Below are 17,703 nucleotides of genomic sequence, written 5' to 3' on the forward strand. Positions count from 1 at the left end.
GATTATAGATTAAAAATAGCACAGCAAATAATTCTGGTCAATAATAGTCAAAAAATATTGCAGGAAAATATTATTCAACAACTCTTTCTTTTTAATTTACTGATTCACTTCTACCAATTCACTCATTTATTTTTTACCGATTCATTCAATTTTAATTTGTTTCAGATGCCACGCTGTTTTCAAATTTGCGTCCGATTCCGGTCAGGGCGCTGCCGACATAGAGAATAATCAGTCCATAACTGTGGAAGCAATACGGCAGTACCTCCCTGAAGGAAAATGTATCCGCAACCACTCCCGACGCTGCCGCGAGGCTCATACAGAGCAGGAAAGAGGAATTGTAGGGAACGATGCCTCCGAAAGCCGTGCTCAGGCCATCCGTAATATTGGCCCCCCTGGTCCTGGCAATATGAAACTTTTTTGTCAGCTGCCTGACAAAAGGCCCCACTATGATAATATTGGCCGTACTGGCCGCGATTGCAATCATGCCGAAAATCGTCATTCCCGCACTGGCCTGCTCCGCTTTCTGCGGCGTATCGCATTTACTGTGAATGCCGCTGATTAACTGGTCAAATGCACCGGATCTTTTTGTAAGCTCCAGCACGGCAAAGAGCATAATACAGAATAAAATCAGGCCCGCCATTCCGGAGATACCGGCCACCACCGGACCGTCTGCCGAAATCATCGTACTGAACGGGATAAGGCCCAGGGCCAGATTTAAGGCAATCCCCAGCATATTGCAGACGAGCATGGTGGAAACAAGCCCCACCCCCTTTGTCATCAAAAACGCCATAATAACAGGTAGAATCAGCATTACCAGGGACGGAGCCTTGGAGGCGTCCACCTGGGTCATGACCGCTTCCGCGTTCAGGGTCCTGAAGCCGAAGTAGATATACAAAAGACTTGCTCCCACGCCGCTTATAATGGAATACGGAAGTCTCGTTTTCACAACGCTTGACACGTCCGTCTCCTGTGTCATTGCCGATGCAATCGTCGTATCGGAGATCGGAGCCAGGTTGTCACCGAAAATACTGCCGCTCATTATTGCGCCGACAATCAGTCCCGGATTGCAGCCAAAGCCCACGGCCAGCGGAAGCATAATCGGCGTCACAGCCGCGCATGTTCCCCCTGTGGTGCCGCATGCCGTTGAAATCAGCACGCAGGTGATAAAGGTAATTACCGGCAGAAAGTTTGCATTCAGGTGAAGCTGTGAGGAAAGCCATATCAGGCCCTGAATCAGGCCGCTCTGGCGCAAAAGCTGTGATAGAATTCCCGCCATGATAAATGCCACGGTCATGGTCGCCAGCATGTGATCCCCTACGCCGTCTATCACGGCGTTGTCAAATTCTTTTTTATCCTTGCTGAGAATAAATCCCGTGCATACGGCCACAAACGCTCCGGCGGCAAATACCATCAGTGAAATATGGCCTGTCAGCGCCGCCGTAATCATGATGACGACAAATGTAATCATGGGAATCCATGCCCCTAAAAGTCCTCCGTGAAAATAAAGTTTATTTTCTTTTTCCATTGTAATACCCCTCCCTCTTTTCTTTACGGCTCTGCATATTTGCAGGTCATCTCCCAGTCACAGAGATCTGCATATCCAAACAGGATTCCTTCCCTGAACGCCGGTTTCATATTCTGGTCGTGGGTGTGGGTGATAATGAGATGGATCATATCCATGTCAAATCCCGCCTCCCTGGCCAGCATGGCCGACAGAACGCCGTGCTGGATTTTCTTTGCAATATCGCTTTTTACCAGCTCTCCCTGTCCGTCATATTCATATTCGACGACTTTATCCACGTCATGAAGCAGGCCGAACAGAATGAGACGCTGTTCATCACATTCAACGTCATGATATTTTTTGATAATCCGGTTCATGGCAAGAGCACATTCGATCGCCGAATTGACATGGGAAATCAGGGAAACATGATCCATTCCTTCCTTAAATTTCGCCTGGTCAATCGTCTCCCAGGGACTCATCCGAAGCGCCTTCCTCCATACGTCCGCCACTGCCGCCGCCTTCTCCTTATCCTCCACCTGTGTGATACATGGAAGATACCGGGACAGAAATTCAATCTTTTCCTCCACTGTGTTCACTTTCTTCCTTCCTTTCTTTTGTTCCTCTCTTCATGTTCTTTTTAATGCTGCCAGCGCAGATGCCAGTCTGTCAAGGCCCTTCTCCAGGTTTTCCATGGAATTCGAGTAGGAAAGTCTCAGGCATCCCGGCGCATAGAATGCGTCTCCCGGCACTACCGCCACCTTGACGGTCTCCAAAAGATAGGTTGCCATATCGATGGAATTTTCAATCACTCCTCCCTGCCACTTTTTTCCGAAATACCATGAAACATCGGGCAGATAATAAAAGGCGCCCAGGGAGTCCGTTGTTTCAACATGAGGAATTGCCCGCAGTTTTTCCCCCATCATCTGCCTGCGTCTGTCAAATTCCTGCCTCATTGCCTCCACGGACCTCTGGTGGCCCATGATTGCCTCTACCCCCGCCTTCTGTGTGATAGAGTTAATGCCGGATGTGATATGCCCCTGCAGGCCGCGGATTTTTTTCATGCAGTTCTCGGGCCCCGCCGCATATCCCAGTCTCCATCCCGTCATTGCATAGCTCTTTGAGCATCCGTTTACCACCACCGTATGCGCTTTCGCCTCCGGTGAAATGGATGCGACACATATATGTTCGGAGCCGTCGTACAGCAGTTTTTCATATACCTCATCCGATATAATCCAGAAATCGTTTTCCACCGCCAGCGCCACAAGCCCTTCCAGTTCTTCACGCGTATAGACGACACTGGCCGGATTGTTCGGGGAGTTGATGATGATTGCGGTTGTCCTGGGGGTAACTGCTTTTGCGATTGCCTCTAAATCCAGGTGATATCTGTCTTTTCCATACCCGACAGCGGGAACCTGCACCGGAATCCCTCCCGCAATCTTTACCATATCTACATAACTTACCCAGCACGGTGTGGGAATAATGACTTCGTCGCCCTCGTCGGCCAGCGTCAGCGCTGCCTCAAACAGCGCCTGTTTGGCTCCGGTAGTGACGCAGACTTCGTTCATGGTGTATTCTACTCCGTTGTCCTCCCTTAATTTATCGATGATGGCCTTTCGGAGGTCCGGAATGCCCTGTATGGGAGTATATCTTGTAAAATTATTGTCAATTGCCGCCTTTGCCGCATCTTTAATATTGTCCGGCGTGTTAAAATCCGGTTCCCCGATATTCAGTTTGATGATATCCTCACCGCTGCGGTTAAGCTCCGCGATTCTTGCGTTCAGTTCCACGGTAAAGGATGGCGTTACGTTATTTGCTCTTCTGCTGAACATGTTATTTCCTCCTGACGTTATTTCCCCCTGATGTTGTTCTCTTTCTTATTCCGGTTTATCTGCTGCGGCCGATATCCTTTGCCGTCTTATATATCAGTTCCTCCGGCGGGCTCTTCCGGTCCACGGCCGACACCTCCATAATCAGACGGTACAGATTGACCTTCTCAGACTCGGCCGCCGCCCTGAATTTCTTCAGGAAGCTGGAATGGCAGCCCGACTTACCAAGCACCAGGTCAACCGGTTTGACGGGATTATGGTAATTAAACGGTTCCATCGCCGGCTCCAGCCAGTTGTCGATAAAATCCAGCAGACCGTATAAATCAATTTCCTCCATCTGGCCATACCTCTGCATCATCGCCACGCAGATTTCGGTTGCAAGGTTTCCGGCGCTCCTCGCCATTCCCATCAGTCCGCAGTCCAGAATCGCCGCCCCATTTTGATAGGCCGCTATGGCATTGGCCGCGGAAAGGCCCAGGTTGTTATGGCAGTGGAACGCAACCGGAATCGATACCGCCCGGCTGAGTTTTGCCGTATACTCTGCAACCTGCTCCGGGAGCATGGTGCCGGCAGAATCCATAATTGTAATCTCATCCAGGCCTGCGTCCTCCAGTTTCCTGCCCTCCTCGGCCAGCTCATCTGCACTGAGAATATAGGCCTTCATTGCCGAATAAAATGCCCGCATGCCGCGTTTTTTAATGTCCCTAATCACCTTGACGGCAGTCTCCCCATCCCCTGCATCGGCACCTACCCTGAGAAAATGAAGTCCGCAGTCTTTTGCAAGCTCCACATTCTTTTCCCTGTAGCGCTTTGCATTCAGAAACATCCCAATCTCAGAGCCCCGGTTCAGATACTTCCCCGCAATTTCCAGATAGGTGAGGTCAGTCTCCGCGTCCGTAAACCCGGCCACTTCATATGCCCCGATTCCGCCGGAATTTCCGATTTCAATAATCGGAACCCCGCACGAGGTCAGTCCTTCCAGAACCATATCCGTAATTTCAGCCGAAAATCCCTTTCCCACAACATTTGCTCCGTCTCTCAGCGTGCAGTCCATTAGAGTAACATTCATTTGATATCCTCCATCCCTTAGTCTTTTGTTTTATCTAATATTGAATATTTTATTTCATCTATATTTTTTATGTACTTTTTTATTCATATCTATTTTATATCATGTTGGTTTTTATTTGTCAATTAGTATTTTTGAATATTATTATTCTTATTTATTCTTTCTATCTGGATAATCAAAAAAGTCCAAAGACTATTCTGCTGTCTTTGGACTTCTCAGTTCTTAAATTTACTGTTTTCAACTGTTTTTAAATTGATTGTTCTTAAATCTATTGCTTTTAGTTTTCCCTGCCTGTGTGACTAAAACCTGCTATCTTTTACCCGACAGATACTCGTCAATTCCGTGCGCCTCATGGAGGGCCTCGAAAATGGTCACTTCATATCCCAGCTTTGCCAGGTCAAGATCAGGCCGCCTGAGCCGGATGCAGGAATGTCTCGGCCATCCGCTTGGAACGCGCAGCCTCCTGGCCCTGGACTGGAATCTCCCCCTCACAACGGCCGTCGATATCCCGGATACGGCAAATGCCGTAGGCATACGTCCCCACTCGCTGGTTCCGCTAAGTGAGGAGGATGCAGACGGCCTGAACGCTCTGACGGGAGCAAATCTCATCCCGGTCAGAAATCCGGTCATTTCTGCCCTGCTCTTTGAATGGGAGATCTGCCTGGAAAACGGAATCTGATGGACGGCCGAAAAGAATTCAAAGATATCCTCGCCGCCCTCCATTCCTTCATGGATCCGGGCCGGATCAGAGGAGCTGCTTCTCCTGTCCTGAACACCGCGTCAGGCCCCACATCCAGAGATCAAAAAAAGCTCAGGCCTCTGTTTCCAAAGGTCTGAGCCTGTTCGTGCAGAAGAAGAGACTTGAACTCTCACGGTATTGCTACCACACGGACCTGAACCGTGCGCGTCTGCCAATTCCGCCACTTCTGCAAACTGCGGGAGATGGGACTTGAACCCACACGAGCATACACCCACAAGATCCTTAGTCTTGCCTGTCTGCCAATTCCAGCACTCCCGCGTCTGGTGCCTGGTGATTTGTGTTCCTCACCAACGAAAGCTAGTATACCACAAAGTTTCCATCATGGCAACCACTTTTTGTAAATTTTTTTAATTTTTTTAACTATTGAGTTATTTTGCCTTTAAACCCGCGTTTCGACAACACCCGACAAGCCTTATTTTACAGGCTTTGCAGGCTTTTTACCGCCGTCCGCGGCGGAAAATTCACTTCTTATCCATTTCTTCATTTCCGGCAGATAGCCCGGCCGGCACATTTATTTCTGCGCGGCCAGGCCAGTCCGAGACATATTTTTTTGATATTTTACTTTAAAACATTTTTCATCGCGGAGAGCAGTTCCTTCACATCCACCGGTTTTGCCAAATGGCCGTTCATACCGCTCTTGATGGACTTTCTCATATCTTCGTCAAACGCGTTCGCCGTCATCGCGATAATTGGGATGCTCTGGGCATCCGCACGGTTCATTCTGCGGATTTCCCTGGTTGCTTCCAGGCCATCCATGACAGGCATTCTGATATCCATCAGAATCAGGCTGTAAGCGCCTTCTGCGGCTTCGGAGAATTTCTCCACGCCTTCCCTGCCGTTTGCGGCGGTATCCACCGTGAAGCCATACATCTCAAGAAGTGTTTTCGCAATCTCCGTATTCAGTTCATTATCTTCCACCAGAAGAATCCGGCAGCCGGAGAAATCATCGGCAGCATCCTCAGGCTCTGCCAAAAATGCCTCTTCCGGCTCCTCCGAAGCGGCGAACCGGAGGCTGAAGCTGAACCGGCTTCCCAGGCCTTCCCGGCTTTCCAGTTCAATCTCTCCTCCCATCATTCTGACAAGGCGGCTGCTGATGGAAAGTCCCAGGCCGGTTCCTCCATAGACGGCGGCCGTATAATCCTCCGCCTGCTCAAATGCATTGAATATTCTTTCCCTGTTTTCCGGGCTGATTCCAATACCGTTATCTTCGACGGCAAAGTAGATCTCCACCTCGGCGTCTTCTCCCTGCCGGATGGCGTCTTTTTTCCGTTCGCAGACCGAGAATTTTATCCATCCGCCCTCGCCGGTGAATTTGACCGCATTGCTGAGCAGGTTGATAATCACCTGCTTCAGGCGCATTAAATCAGCATATACCCACGGGTGTTCCACCTGTATATCCCGGATATAGGCAATATTTTTCTGGATCATCTGGTTCTCCATCAGATCGCCTATCTCTTCTGCAAGCCTTATCATGCTGCCGCTGTCGTAGGCCAGCTTCATCTTGCCGCTTTCAATCTTTGACATGTCCAGAATATCGTTAATCAGGCTTAAGAGATATTGCGAAGACTGGTCGATCTTCACAAGGCAGTCGCCGATCTCCTCTTTCTTCCCCTGTCTCTCCATCGCTATGGCCGTCATGCCGATAATGGCATTCATCGGTGTCCTGATCTCATGGGACATACGCGAAAGGAAATCGCTCTTCGCCCGGCTGGCCAGGTCATACCGCTCCCGGTTAATATTGGTCTCAATGATTTTCACGACCTCCTGAAGTTCGGAGCACTCCCCGTCACTCCACTGCCGCTGTTCCGCTTTTCTGATAAAGTTGACGGCGCCCATCAGTTTCCCGCCATCATACATTGGAACGCAGACCCCGGAGGCGCCATCCGCTATATGCAGGATATGGCGCTCCTCCGCCGTAAACGGACCGTCCCCGGTAAACCTTACATGCCCCGACAGAAACCGCTGCGAACAGCATTCCAAATCCTGGTTTTTAAAATGGTACACCGTCGTGTCCGCCGCCACATCCTCATTCCGGTGCCACTGCCTGTACACACCCGAGGCATTGAAATCCCATCGGATATCCGTCATCAGGATGTCCGAGGCATTATAATTCGTTCCCATCTTTGCAAACAGCACCGAGACGATCGGGCCGACGCGGCCTCCCCTGTCAAACAGGTTGAAAACTCTCGTCACCATATTCAGAGCCCTCACATTGCCGTTGCTGGCAATCTCGTTGTAATCACGCTTTTCGGTGCACTCCGATTCGGGCACATCCTCACAGAATGTAAGCTGTGATTTTCTGCGCCTTTTTCCGTAGGCCAGCGCCGCACGCAGCATCTCCGCATAGCCGGTGTAACTGCCCTGCACGCCGCCAACCGAGATTGCCGCTGCAGTCACGGAGATCTCCAAATCCTCGCTGCAGAGACTGGAAAGCATATGGTTCATTCCCTCGAAAAAGGCCGGGATTTCTCCCCTGGCGAATCCTCTGAACCAGACAAGTATTTCGTCGCCTCCGGCCCTGACCGCAATCAGGCGCTTTCCGGATTTTTCGGTTTCGCGCTTCAGATTCAGGATAAAAATACCCATCTCTTCCAGGACAGCGTCTCCAAATTCAATCCCGAAGTGGTCGTTCATCTCCTGGAATTTATCCAGATCCATCAGGAGCATAAAGCCGGAACGGCCAAGTTCCACCTCCGCCCGGATAATCTCCTGTCCCACCTTCTCCCTGTAAAGCCCGGTTACGGGATCGACGCGGACCGCCTTGCTCTCCATCTGTTCTTTCTCTTTTTGCTCCTGGATATTGCGGATGCTTCCTATTACCTTGCTCTTTTTTCCGGAAGCATCACAGATTGTTTTGCCGGATATTTCCATCCACTGCCAGCCATTTGACTGTGTCAGTGCACGGAAATCCAGCTCAAATTTGTCGTCCAGGCGCAGAAACATTTTTTTCATCAGCTGCCGGTCCGCGTCATTTAACATCCTGCTCTGCTGGATGCCTTCGATCAGATTGTCGATACGGCTGCCGTGTCCGCTCTTTTTACCATCCGCAAGCAGATTGTAAATCTCGATTGAATTATCTTCCACGTTGTAGGTATAAATAATGTCCGTACTGCTCTGGAGAGCAAGCAGATAACGTTCTTTCTCCTCCAGCGCCTTAGCCTCCGCTTTCTTCTGCTTCTCCGTCAGATCCCAGACCGCGTCATACAGCGCCTTAATCTCTGCAATATCCGATTTTCCCCTGTTCTGCGGTCCCTCCTTCCTGACATCCCGGATCCAGTCGGCAAGCTGCGTAATGGGCCGTGTCAGATAGTGCATCAGGAAATAAATACTGATAATCCCCACGATCAATGAAATGAGGACCGCCAAAGCGATATTTCTCGTAATTCTGCTGCCCATACCAAACAGGCTGTCCTCCGATTGGACGCCAAACAGCACCCAGCCATTATCCACAAAGGGTGTATTGGGGCTGTACATCGGAAAGGCAACCGCTTCGGCGTAATAATTCCGCCCGTCTTCCAGGCCGTCTATCTGGTAAAGGCCCGTATACTGTGTGTCTTTCAGGTTCAGAGGGATATTTTCATCCAGATTTCTCTTAAGGGTATTACCGCTTAAAAAGAACGGGATCAGCTCCCCCTCATCGCTGTACTTTGCAATCAGATATCCGCTGTGTTCCCCTGCATTCAGTTCACTGTAGGGAAGCAGGCCGTTAATAACCGCGGAGGAAATTTCAATTCCCATGACTCCATAGACGGTTCCGTCACACATCAGCGGAACGGAATAGCTGATCATACTGTAGGAATCCTTCGCCTTATCATTCTCCAGATAAAACGTGCTGCTCCAGTATGCCAGATTATCCTCTTTTGCTCCCGGATTCGCCAGTGCCGCCTTATAGGGCTTATAGAAAAAGCCGTCCGCCTCCAGCTGCCCTTCCGGCCGGAACAGGAACTTAGACGTCCAGGAGCTATCGAACGGGATTCCCAAATCATGAGAAAACTCATAACTGCCCCGCTCCATTAAAAGATCTGAGTAATCCTTCGGATTCACATAAGGATCTGCATCACGGAAATAAATCCCGCTGCATTTGTAGACTTCCTCTCCCTTTTCTTCCTGTGCTTTTCCCATGCCGTCGGCCAGGATCAGATAGACGCCGTTCACCCCATTCCTTCTTATTATGTCGAGGCTTGGAAGCAGCATCTGGTTTAAAAGCTCCTCTTTCGCTTCCTCATCCTCCATAAATCCGTGGAGCGTCAGCTGCTTTTCCTCTAAAATCCGTTCCAGGCTGGAGTTGGCAATTTCGTATTCGCCGGATATATCTGTCCACTGGTGCGTCATGTTATTGGAAAGGATCAGATTTCTGTTTTTTACGATCTGCTCCATGATTCCAACAGAATATTCCTCTAAATGTCTTACCGTTCCTCCAACGTGCACCGCTCCGAGGGCAACCAGCGCCTGGAGCAGCATCACAAACGAGAGCGGTATTAAAAACATCCTAAGAATTGTCTTCTTTTTACGCATCTCTACTCCTTGTCATTATTTGGAGCCACCCTCCCGGTCCGTTCCGGCCTCCTCCACACAAGCTTCCAGCTTCTGCTTCACCGAATCAAACCATAAGTCAAAGGATTCCTCGGAAATATAGTCCTTCACCGCATCGTCAAGGCTTAAACCTTCCTCCAGCAGTGCCTTTACCTGCTCCCTGTCGTCCACGGCCTTATCGGAAAGGTCATATTCCAGAATCTTTCTTGCCTTACTGCCTCCGTCAAAAGCTTTGTTGGTGTAGAGTTCGTTACTCTTAACGGCTCTGTATGCTTCCGTAAGCGTATTATATTCTTTATCAGGCATGCTCACCTGCTTGTCTGCCATCACTTTTTCAAGCACCGCAATATCACCGGCGTCCTTCTTGACCGGAAGATAACCGGAAGAACAGCTGAATTCCGTATTTTTCTCGGCATCGGTAAACCACTTGAGAAATTCACAGGCAGCGCTCTCCTGCTCCTTCGTACCCTTTGTCACAACCATTCCGGCTCCCTGCTGGACGATGTACGGTTTCCCTCCCTCAAAGCCGGGGACGGGGAGCACGATACAGTCAATCGGAGTAATGGAATCGCCCATCTCTACCTGATCCGGAAAATATCCGGCCGACGTGGTGGAACCCGTATAAGCAATCAGTTCTCCTATCTTAACATCATCGGAGCGGAAACGTCCATAGGCCGCAAAGTATCCTTTTACAAAGGGAACGTAATAGCAGTCCCAAATCCTTTTGAAAACATCCCTGTCAATCTGAAGTGTTACCTCCTGGTTTTCCACATGAAAAATCTCGACTCCCAGCTGCATGGAGCCGACAATGAAAAGATTCGCAACGGCATCCCTGCCGTAAAAAGCCTTTCCGTCATTCGGGATATCGGGCGTCTTGGCGTCCGTCCAGTCATAGTAAATCCCCGCCACCCTGACTACGCCTTCCTTTGTCTTCAGGTCATCGAGAGTCACACCGGTATCCGCCGAGAATTCATCCCATACGTTTTTATTCATCATCATGATTTCCGTGGATTTGGCCACCGGGAAAATCTTGAGTTCTCCGTTTACCCCTATTTTCCCTTCTTCTATGTAGGCATCCATATAGGATTTCTGCTCTTCCTCCGAAAAATACGGGGAGAGATCCGCCAGGAGGCCGTCTTTCTCAAGCTCGTATGCCGTATCCGCATAGGAAGAAAAAATGCTGGGCATCTCTTCACTGCCCACTTCCTTCCTGCTCGATGCCAGAACCGCATTCTCCAGCTCCGAGACATTGCCCTTGCTGTGCCCTTCCACATAAATGTTCTTTTCTTTCCCCACCGTCTCGTTGAATTCGTTGACGAGATCGTCAAAAGCCGCCTTCTGGGATCCGTTGTAATAATGCCAGATTGTAATATCAACCGGATCACTGTTTTTTACCGTATCGACCGGCGCAGCCCCCGAACATCCGGTCATAATCAGGCTGAAAGACAGGATTGCCGCCGCAATATTTTTCTTCATAATAATCCCCCTCCGTAACTATAAATGAAAATCTGGTATGCTTTTAATACATGTCCGCATTGCGGTCATTATATCATAAACGTTCTGTGTATTAAAGTGATTTTACGCTATCACGTATAAAAAAACCGAAACACTTTATCAGAACGATAAAATGTTTCGGTTACTTCTTTTGCTTAGATATCCGAATTATGCTAATTTTGCTTTAGCCAGTTCTGCCAGTTTTGCAAAACCTTCTGCATCGCTGATTGCCATGTCGGATAATACCTTACGGTTCATCTCAACACCAGCCAGCTTTAAGCCGTACATGAACTTGCTGTAGGATAAGCCGTTGATACGAGCAGCAGCATTGATACGTGCGATCCAGAGCTGTCTGAACTGTCTCTTTCTCTCTTTACGTCCAGCGTAAGAGCTTGTTAATGCTCTCATTACGGACTGTTTTGCAACTCTGTACTGTTTGGAACGGGCACCTCTGTAGCCTTTTGCCAGTTTTAATACTCTATTATGTTTCTTTCTAGCGTTTAATCCGCCTTTAATTCTTGCCATGAGTCAATTCCTCCTTCTTAATCCTCGAATCTTATAAGTATGGTAAAATCTTCTTCATTACCTTGCTGTTTGTTGCGTCGGTAACGATGTCTTTTCTAAGATTTCTCTTTCTCTTAGTAGATTTCTTAGTTAAGATGTGGGATTTGTAAGCTTTACTTCTTACTAACTTTCCTGTTCCTGTTGTTTTAAAACGTTTAGCAGCAGCTCTGCTTGTTTTCATTTTAGGCATAGTAAAATTCCTCCTTAGATATTTGTCTATTTTAACGTTTTGCAGATAAAAACAATACGATGCTTCTTCCTTCAACTTTTGCAGGCTTATCGACTGTTGCGATATCAGCGAGCTTTTCTGCAAAATCGTCAAGAATGTACTTTGACTTGAACATGTGAGCCATCTCACGACCTCTGAAACGCAGTGTAACCTTCACCTTATTGCCCTTTTCAAGGAACTTACGTGCGGCATTCGTCTTGGTGTTTAAGTCGTTGTCGTCGATATTTGGTGACAAGCGTACCTCTTTCACATCGATTACTTTCTGTTTCTTTTTGGCTTCCTTCTCTTTCCTGGCCAGCTCGTATCTGTATTTACCGTAATCGATAATTTTACAGACCGGCGGCTTAGCTGTCGGAGCAATCTTTACCAGGTCAAGCTCTGCATCCTTTGCAAGTTTTAAAGCGTCTTTAGCAGGCATGATTCCAAGCTGCTCTCCGTTCTCGCCAACCAAACGAACCTCTCTGTCTCTAATTTGTTCGTTAATCATTAAATCGCTAATAGTCGTGCACCCCCATCACATGATGAATAATATTTATATACTGCAAAAAATAAGTGGATAGCCAGACTATCCACTTATCATAATAGGAAATCCAATTAAGGAATTTTCAATAAATCATGAACCCACGGTCACTTACTCGTGCCGGGGTGAGGCGGATACCTGCTTTCCTGTATATGTTGTAAGTATTCTCACAACCTAAGTAACTATACTACAAGAGTTTTGAAATGTCAACTATTTTTTTAATTGAGATGCGGGGACGCCTCTGTAAGATGGCGGACGGGATGGCGGAAAAGCCGGGGAAAACGAACGTCCTCTAAAGACTATTTCCGTTTTCCCCGGCTCCTGCGCAGATGCGGGTTTCCGTTCTTAATGGAATGGAACCTGCTATCTTGCCTTGAAGCTGGAACACTCCGTGCCCTGTGCCTCGACTGCGTCGCCGCCTGTAATACCGATATGCTCGGCCTCGCAGAAACGATCTTTGTTGAATACACAGTTTACGGCTTCACACTCTACTTCCAGTCTGTTTTCCGGTGTTTTGAACATGTTGCGGAACATTCCGCCCTTGTTCTCATCATAGCTGCCGCAGCATGTATCACATTTCTCATGTGCGGACTGGCCCTCTACAATGATTGCGTTTTTACAGCAGCAGTTTTCAGAGTTATGAAGACATCCCGTTACGTTACAATCTAATTTTGTCATGACGTGCTCCTCCTGTTTCGTTGTTTACGGCGAAAACCGGCAAAGCTCTCTTTTCACCGTCTCCTTACATCCTCTTCGGACAGTAATTCAGATACAGGCTTAGTATGTGCCGTCACAGACAAAATATTCTTTTTTGTATTTTAAAGCGCCCTGCTTTTTTTTTATTTTGACAGCTCCATTTTACGGATTTCCTTTGTCTTAATCTCTTTCTGGATATCGGAAATAAATGCGTCAAGGCTCTTGGAGCCTTCGTCTCCGGCAAAACGGCTTCTCACGGAAACATTGCCCTCTTCCTCTTCTTTTTGGCCTACTACCAGCATATACGGTACCTTCTGTGTCTGGGCCTCGCGGATTTTATAGCCAATTTTCTCGGAACGTGTGTCCATCTCGGCTCTGATTCCCGCCTCGTTTAACTGATCCGAAATTTTGCCCGCATATTCGGAATACTTGTCGGAAATTGGAAGCACCCTCACCTGCACCGGCGCCAGCCAGGTCGGGAATGCCCCTGCAAAATGCTCAATCAGAATTCCGATAAACCGCTCTATGGAGCCAAAAGCCACGCGGTGAATCATGATCGGCCTGTGTTTCTCGCCGTCTGCCCCCGTATATTCCAGTTCGAACCGCTGCGGAAGCTGGAAGTCGAGCTGGATGGTCCCGCACTGCCATGTTCTTCCGATGGAGTCCTCCAGGTGGAAATCGATTTTTGGTCCGTAGAACGCTCCGTCTCCCTCATTCACCACATAGTCGAGTTCCAGTTCATCGAGGGCGGAACGAAGTCCTTCCGTCGCCATCTCCCAGTCTTCATCACTTCCCATGCTGTCCTCCGGTCTGGTGGAAAGCTCTACATGGTATTTGAAGCCGAACAGGGAATAAACTTCATTAATTAAATGGGCAACCCCCTTAATCTCATCCTTAATCTGATCCGGTGTCATGAAAATATGGGCGTCATCCTGTGTAAAGCAGCGTACGCGCATCAGGCCGTGAAGCTGGCCCGATTTCTCATGGCGGTGTACCAGGCCCAGCTCTCCCATGCGCAGAGGCAGGTCACGGTAGGAACGCGGCTCGGAGGCATAAGCGAGAACTCCGCCCGGACAGTTCATCGGTTTAATCGCGTAATCTTCCTCGTCAATTACCGTTGTATACATATTATCTTTATAGTGATCCCAGTGACCCGAAGTCTCCCAGAGTTTTCTGTTTAAGATAACCGGAGTGGAAATCTCCACATAGCCTGCTTTTTTATGGATTTCTCTCCAGTACTCAAGCAGGGTATTCTTAAGCTCCATTCCCTTTGGAAGAAAGAATGGGAATCCGGGGCCTGCATCGTGCATCATGAAAAGGCCGAGTTCCCTGCCCAGCTTTCTGTGATCCCTCTTCCTGGCCTCCTCCATCATTGTGATATAGCCTTCCAGATCTTCCTTGGATGCAAATGCCGTCGCATAAATACGTGTCAGCATCTTGTTTTTCTCACTGCCCCTCCAGTAGGCTCCCGCCAGGTTCATCAGCTTAAATGCCTTGCCGACTCCCTTTGTATTCATCAGATGAGGGCCTGCACAGAGATCCGTAAATTCTCCCTGACGGTAAAAGCTGATCTCGGCTCCTTCCGGCAGATCCTCGATAAGTTCCACTTTGTACGGCTCCTCTTTTTCCTTCATGAGGGCAATCGCTTCCTCCCTGGAAAGTGTGAACCGGTCAAGCTCCAGCCCTTCTTTTACAATCTTTTTCATCTCTGCCTCGATCTTCGGCAGATCCTCCGCTGTCAGAGGAACAGCCGGATCCACATCATAGTAGAAGCCGTCGGCAATAGACGGTCCGATTGCCAGCTTTGTTTCGGGGTACAGCCTTTTTATCGCCTGTGCCATTACATGGCTGGCCGTATGGCGGAGCGCCGCCAAGCCGTTCTCATCTCTGGCCGTCAGGATGCTTAAGGAACAGTCCCTGTCAACCACCGTGCGTAAATCCACAACCTCTCCATCCACTTCCCCGGCACAGGCCATCCTGGCCAGGCCCTCGCTGATATCCTTTGCGATGTCAATCACCGCCATCGCGCATTCATACTCTTTTACTGAGCCGTCTTTTAATGTGATTTTCATATTTATTTCTCCTCTCTTAATTTACACTGCTTTTTGCACGAGTGCGCATCCTGCCCGGAGGGCTTTTTTGTATCATTTATATGATACAAAAAAAGTCCCCCGACACACACTTCTGCGTATCAAGGGACGAATTTATCGCGGTTCCACCCTGATTGACCGGACTATGGTTCTGTCCGGACCTCTCAATTATGATGATAACGGAATCACCGTTCCCGATTAAGGGACACTCGAAGCTGGTTTTGGGACGCTCGCTCTGTAAGGCACTTCCACCGTATATGCCTCTCTCTGGACAGCTCTCCTGTCTTACTGGTCTTCTCAACGTGTTAACAATATGGTTGATTTACGTTTGATTATAGCACCCGCAAACAATTTGTCAAGCCTCTACCGGATCTCTTTCATCATGACATCCCTGAGCCGGCCGCCGTATTTTTCTTTTCTACAAACCGCCTTATAACCCTGTCCGAGCATATTGCCGCGGCTGAAATGGTTGTCGGGATGGACCGTGCACATGATATACCGGTATCCGGCCAGGAGCAGCTCTTTTTCGGCCTCCTCCATCATCTTTGCCTGCAGATGCCTCCCGCGGTATTCCGGCAGGATGGCAACGGAATCCACATGGGCCGTTTTCAAAAGCTGTTCATCCGAAAAGCCTGCGTCATAGCCCAGATTCTCTTTTTCAAGCCCCGGCGTGAGGATATCCATAATTCCAGCCGTCCTGCCGCTTTCCGGGTCCATCGCCCTGAGAACAAATCCGCGTCCCGATGTCAGAACCTCCCTTATAAACCGGGCGTCATCGGGCACAAACCATTCCCGGTTCTCCATCGCTTCCCAGACTGTACGGATCAGTTCCGCTATCTCCTCCGCATGAACGGCCTCCGCCTTCTCAATTCTGAATTCCACTGCTGTTTCCCCTTTCTTTCACCCGCTGCATCCTCGTAAGCTCCGGCCAGATGGTCAGAAGCATGGTTCCAAAGCAGGCAATTCCGCCGATAAAATTAGAAATCGGCTCCGCCGCAAAAACGCCCGACGTTCCCATATGAAAAACGCCCGGCAGCATGATGGTGAGCGGCACCACAATAATCACTTTCCGGAAAATAGAGAAGAAAATGGCATTTTTCGATTTTCCAAGCCCTACAAAGATAGCCTGCCCAGAAAACTGGAGCGACATCATAAAAAAGCCGAAAAAGTAGAGCCGGAGCGCCGGAATGCCCGCTTCTATCAATTCCCTGTCCTTGTTAAATATACGGATAAAAAGTTCCGGGAATCCATGAATCAGGCTCCAGATTCCGACCGTATAAATGATGGCCGCCACCGATGTGAAAATGATTGCTTTTTTAACCCTCCCGTACTCCCCGGCACCGTAGTTAAAACCAAGGACCGGCTGTGCGCTCTGGGTGATTCCCGAGACGGGAAGCGATGCCACCTCCCGCACGGAATTGATGACGGTCATGACTCCGACGTAGAGGTCGCCGCCGTAGGCCTGCAGCGTCGCATTGCACATAATCTGGACCGTACAGTTCGTAATAGCCATTGTAAATCCGGAAAGTCCCAGCCCCACAATCGACTTGACTCTTCTCAGTTCCAGCTTAAGACAGGATCGCCTGAGCTTCAGGATCGTCTTCTCTCCCGTCAGAAACCTGACAATCCAAACCGCCGACAGAAACTGCGAAATAATCGTGGCAAATGCCGCCCCTCTCACTCCCATATGGAAGACAAATATAAAGATGGGATCTAAAATAATATTGGATACCGCCCCCAGAAGAACCGTCATCATTCCAATCTTCCCAAATCCCTGAGAATTAATGAAACTGTTCATCCCAAGCCCGACCATCACAAAAAGACTGCCAAGCAGATAAATTGTAATGTAGGCATCCGCAAAGGGCCAGGTGGAATCGCTGGCTCCGAACAGATAAAGCATAGGCCGCCTGAATATCAGCCCCAGAATGGTCAGCAGAATCCCCGATATTACCATCATGGTAAATGAATTTCCCATAATTTTTTCCGCCTCTAAAAGCCTGCCTCTGCCCCTTTCGATGGAACAGAGCGGCGCCCCGCCCATTCCGAACAGATTGGCAAATGCGATCACCATTGTAATAATCGGCAGGGAAAGGCCGATTCCGGTCAGGGACAGCGTCGAATTCTCCGGTATCCTTCCTATATAAATTCTGTCTACAATGTTGTAGAGTACATTGATGAGCTGTGCCAGCGTCATGGGCACGGCCAGGCTCATAATATTTCCTACCACGCTCCCCTGTGAAAAGTCGTTCTTATCCGTATTCATCTTCCGCCTCCTGAAACGCTGCCGCCCTCATCGGCATAGGCGGCGGCAGCCTGAACGTTCAACGCACAGACCGACGCCCTCCATAAAGCAGCGCGCCATAATAACTGTATTTTGTCATTATAGCGCGCTTTTTTATCGGTTGGCAATGAAAATTTCACAGA

The 17,703-nt window shown here is 49.0% G+C and carries 15 protein-coding genes and 2 tRNA genes; 2 read left to right on the top strand and 15 right to left on the bottom strand.

What is annotated here, in order from left to right:
* Positions 1 to 151: 151 nt before the first annotated feature.
* Genes V3C10_14355 through V3C10_14370 form a run of 4 tightly spaced genes read right to left on the bottom strand, consistent with a single transcriptional unit; the run spans position 152 to position 4,396 of the window.
* Entirely contained in the window at positions 152 to 1,525 is a 1,374-nt protein-coding gene (locus V3C10_14355) for a Na+/H+ antiporter NhaC family protein (protein ID WVP60491.1), read from the bottom strand.
* A gap of 23 nt (positions 1,526 to 1,548) precedes the next feature.
* Complete coding sequence (locus V3C10_14360) at positions 1,549 to 2,097, bottom strand: HD domain-containing protein (GenBank protein ID WVP60492.1); 549 nt, start codon at positions 2,095 to 2,097, stop codon at positions 1,549 to 1,551.
* 30 nt (positions 2,098 to 2,127) lie between these two features.
* The gene (locus V3C10_14365; protein ID WVP60493.1) at positions 2,128 to 3,330 is read right to left on the bottom strand and encodes a pyridoxal phosphate-dependent aminotransferase; all 1,203 of its coding nucleotides are present in this window, start codon (positions 3,328 to 3,330) and stop codon (positions 2,128 to 2,130) included.
* A 55-nt stretch (positions 3,331 to 3,385) separates the two neighbouring features.
* A complete protein-coding gene (locus V3C10_14370) occupies positions 3,386 to 4,396 on the bottom strand; it encodes a 4-hydroxy-2-oxovalerate aldolase (protein ID WVP60494.1) in 1,011 nt (336 codons plus the stop codon).
* A gap of 364 nt (positions 4,397 to 4,760) precedes the next feature.
* On the opposite strand from V3C10_14370, the gene V3C10_14375 reads away from it, so the two are divergent.
* Positions 4,761 to 5,072 (top strand): hypothetical protein, encoded by a 312-nt coding sequence (locus V3C10_14375; protein WVP60495.1) that lies wholly within the window; start codon positions 4,761 to 4,763, stop codon positions 5,070 to 5,072.
* 167 nt (positions 5,073 to 5,239) lie between these two features.
* Here V3C10_14375 and V3C10_14380 read toward each other — a convergent pair.
* The 9 genes from V3C10_14380 to thrS form a co-directional block, all read right to left on the bottom strand.
* A tRNA-Leu gene (locus V3C10_14380) sits at positions 5,240 to 5,323 on the bottom strand.
* Positions 5,324 to 5,327: 4 nt separating this feature from the next.
* Positions 5,328 to 5,411: transfer RNA gene (locus V3C10_14385), tRNA-Leu, on the bottom strand.
* Between the two features lie 300 nt (positions 5,412 to 5,711).
* Complete coding sequence (locus V3C10_14390; GenBank protein WVP60496.1) at positions 5,712 to 9,668, bottom strand: response regulator; 3,957 nt, start codon at positions 9,666 to 9,668, stop codon at positions 5,712 to 5,714.
* 15 nt (positions 9,669 to 9,683) lie between these two features.
* Positions 9,684 to 11,162 carry an extracellular solute-binding protein gene (locus V3C10_14395; protein ID WVP60497.1) on the bottom strand — a complete coding sequence of 493 codons (1,479 nt, stop codon included), beginning with the start codon at positions 11,160 to 11,162 and terminating at the stop codon, positions 9,684 to 9,686.
* A gap of 186 nt (positions 11,163 to 11,348) precedes the next feature.
* Positions 11,349 to 11,705 (bottom strand): 50S ribosomal protein L20, encoded by a 357-nt coding sequence (gene rplT, locus V3C10_14400; protein ID WVP60498.1) that lies wholly within the window; start codon positions 11,703 to 11,705, stop codon positions 11,349 to 11,351.
* Positions 11,706 to 11,736: 31 nt separating this feature from the next.
* Complete coding sequence (gene rpmI / locus V3C10_14405) at positions 11,737 to 11,934, bottom strand: 50S ribosomal protein L35 (protein WVP60499.1); 198 nt, start codon at positions 11,932 to 11,934, stop codon at positions 11,737 to 11,739.
* A 31-nt stretch (positions 11,935 to 11,965) separates the two neighbouring features.
* The gene (gene infC, locus V3C10_14410; GenBank protein ID WVP60500.1) at positions 11,966 to 12,460 is read right to left on the bottom strand and encodes a translation initiation factor IF-3; all 495 of its coding nucleotides are present in this window, start codon (positions 12,458 to 12,460) and stop codon (positions 11,966 to 11,968) included.
* A gap of 396 nt (positions 12,461 to 12,856) precedes the next feature.
* Complete coding sequence (locus tag V3C10_14415) at positions 12,857 to 13,171, bottom strand: DUF1540 domain-containing protein (protein ID WVP60501.1); 315 nt, start codon at positions 13,169 to 13,171, stop codon at positions 12,857 to 12,859.
* Positions 13,172 to 13,332: 161 nt separating this feature from the next.
* Positions 13,333 to 15,261, bottom strand: coding sequence for a threonine--tRNA ligase (thrS, locus tag V3C10_14420; GenBank protein ID WVP60502.1), 1,929 nt, complete (start codon positions 15,259 to 15,261; stop codon positions 13,333 to 13,335).
* A 67-nt stretch (positions 15,262 to 15,328) separates the two neighbouring features.
* Between thrS and V3C10_14425 the strand changes: the two genes are divergently transcribed.
* Positions 15,329 to 15,481 carry a hypothetical protein gene (locus V3C10_14425; protein WVP60503.1) on the top strand — a complete coding sequence of 51 codons (153 nt, stop codon included), beginning with the start codon at positions 15,329 to 15,331 and terminating at the stop codon, positions 15,479 to 15,481.
* Positions 15,482 to 15,642: 161 nt separating this feature from the next.
* On the opposite strand, the gene V3C10_14430 is transcribed toward V3C10_14425, so the two are convergent.
* Both V3C10_14430 and V3C10_14435 read right to left on the bottom strand, forming a co-directional pair.
* Positions 15,643 to 16,161, bottom strand: coding sequence for a GNAT family N-acetyltransferase (locus V3C10_14430; GenBank protein ID WVP60504.1), 519 nt, complete (start codon positions 16,159 to 16,161; stop codon positions 15,643 to 15,645).
* Positions 16,145 to 17,542 carry an MATE family efflux transporter gene (locus V3C10_14435; protein ID WVP60505.1) on the bottom strand — a complete coding sequence of 466 codons (1,398 nt, stop codon included), beginning with the start codon at positions 17,540 to 17,542 and terminating at the stop codon, positions 16,145 to 16,147. Before V3C10_14435 ends, V3C10_14430 begins: the two co-directional genes overlap by 17 nt.
* Positions 17,543 to 17,703: the final 161 nt, after the last annotated feature.

This window comes from [Clostridium] symbiosum, assembly GCA_036419695.1.
Taxonomy (GTDB): Bacteria; Bacillota; Clostridia; order Lachnospirales; family Lachnospiraceae; genus Otoolea; species Otoolea symbiosa_A.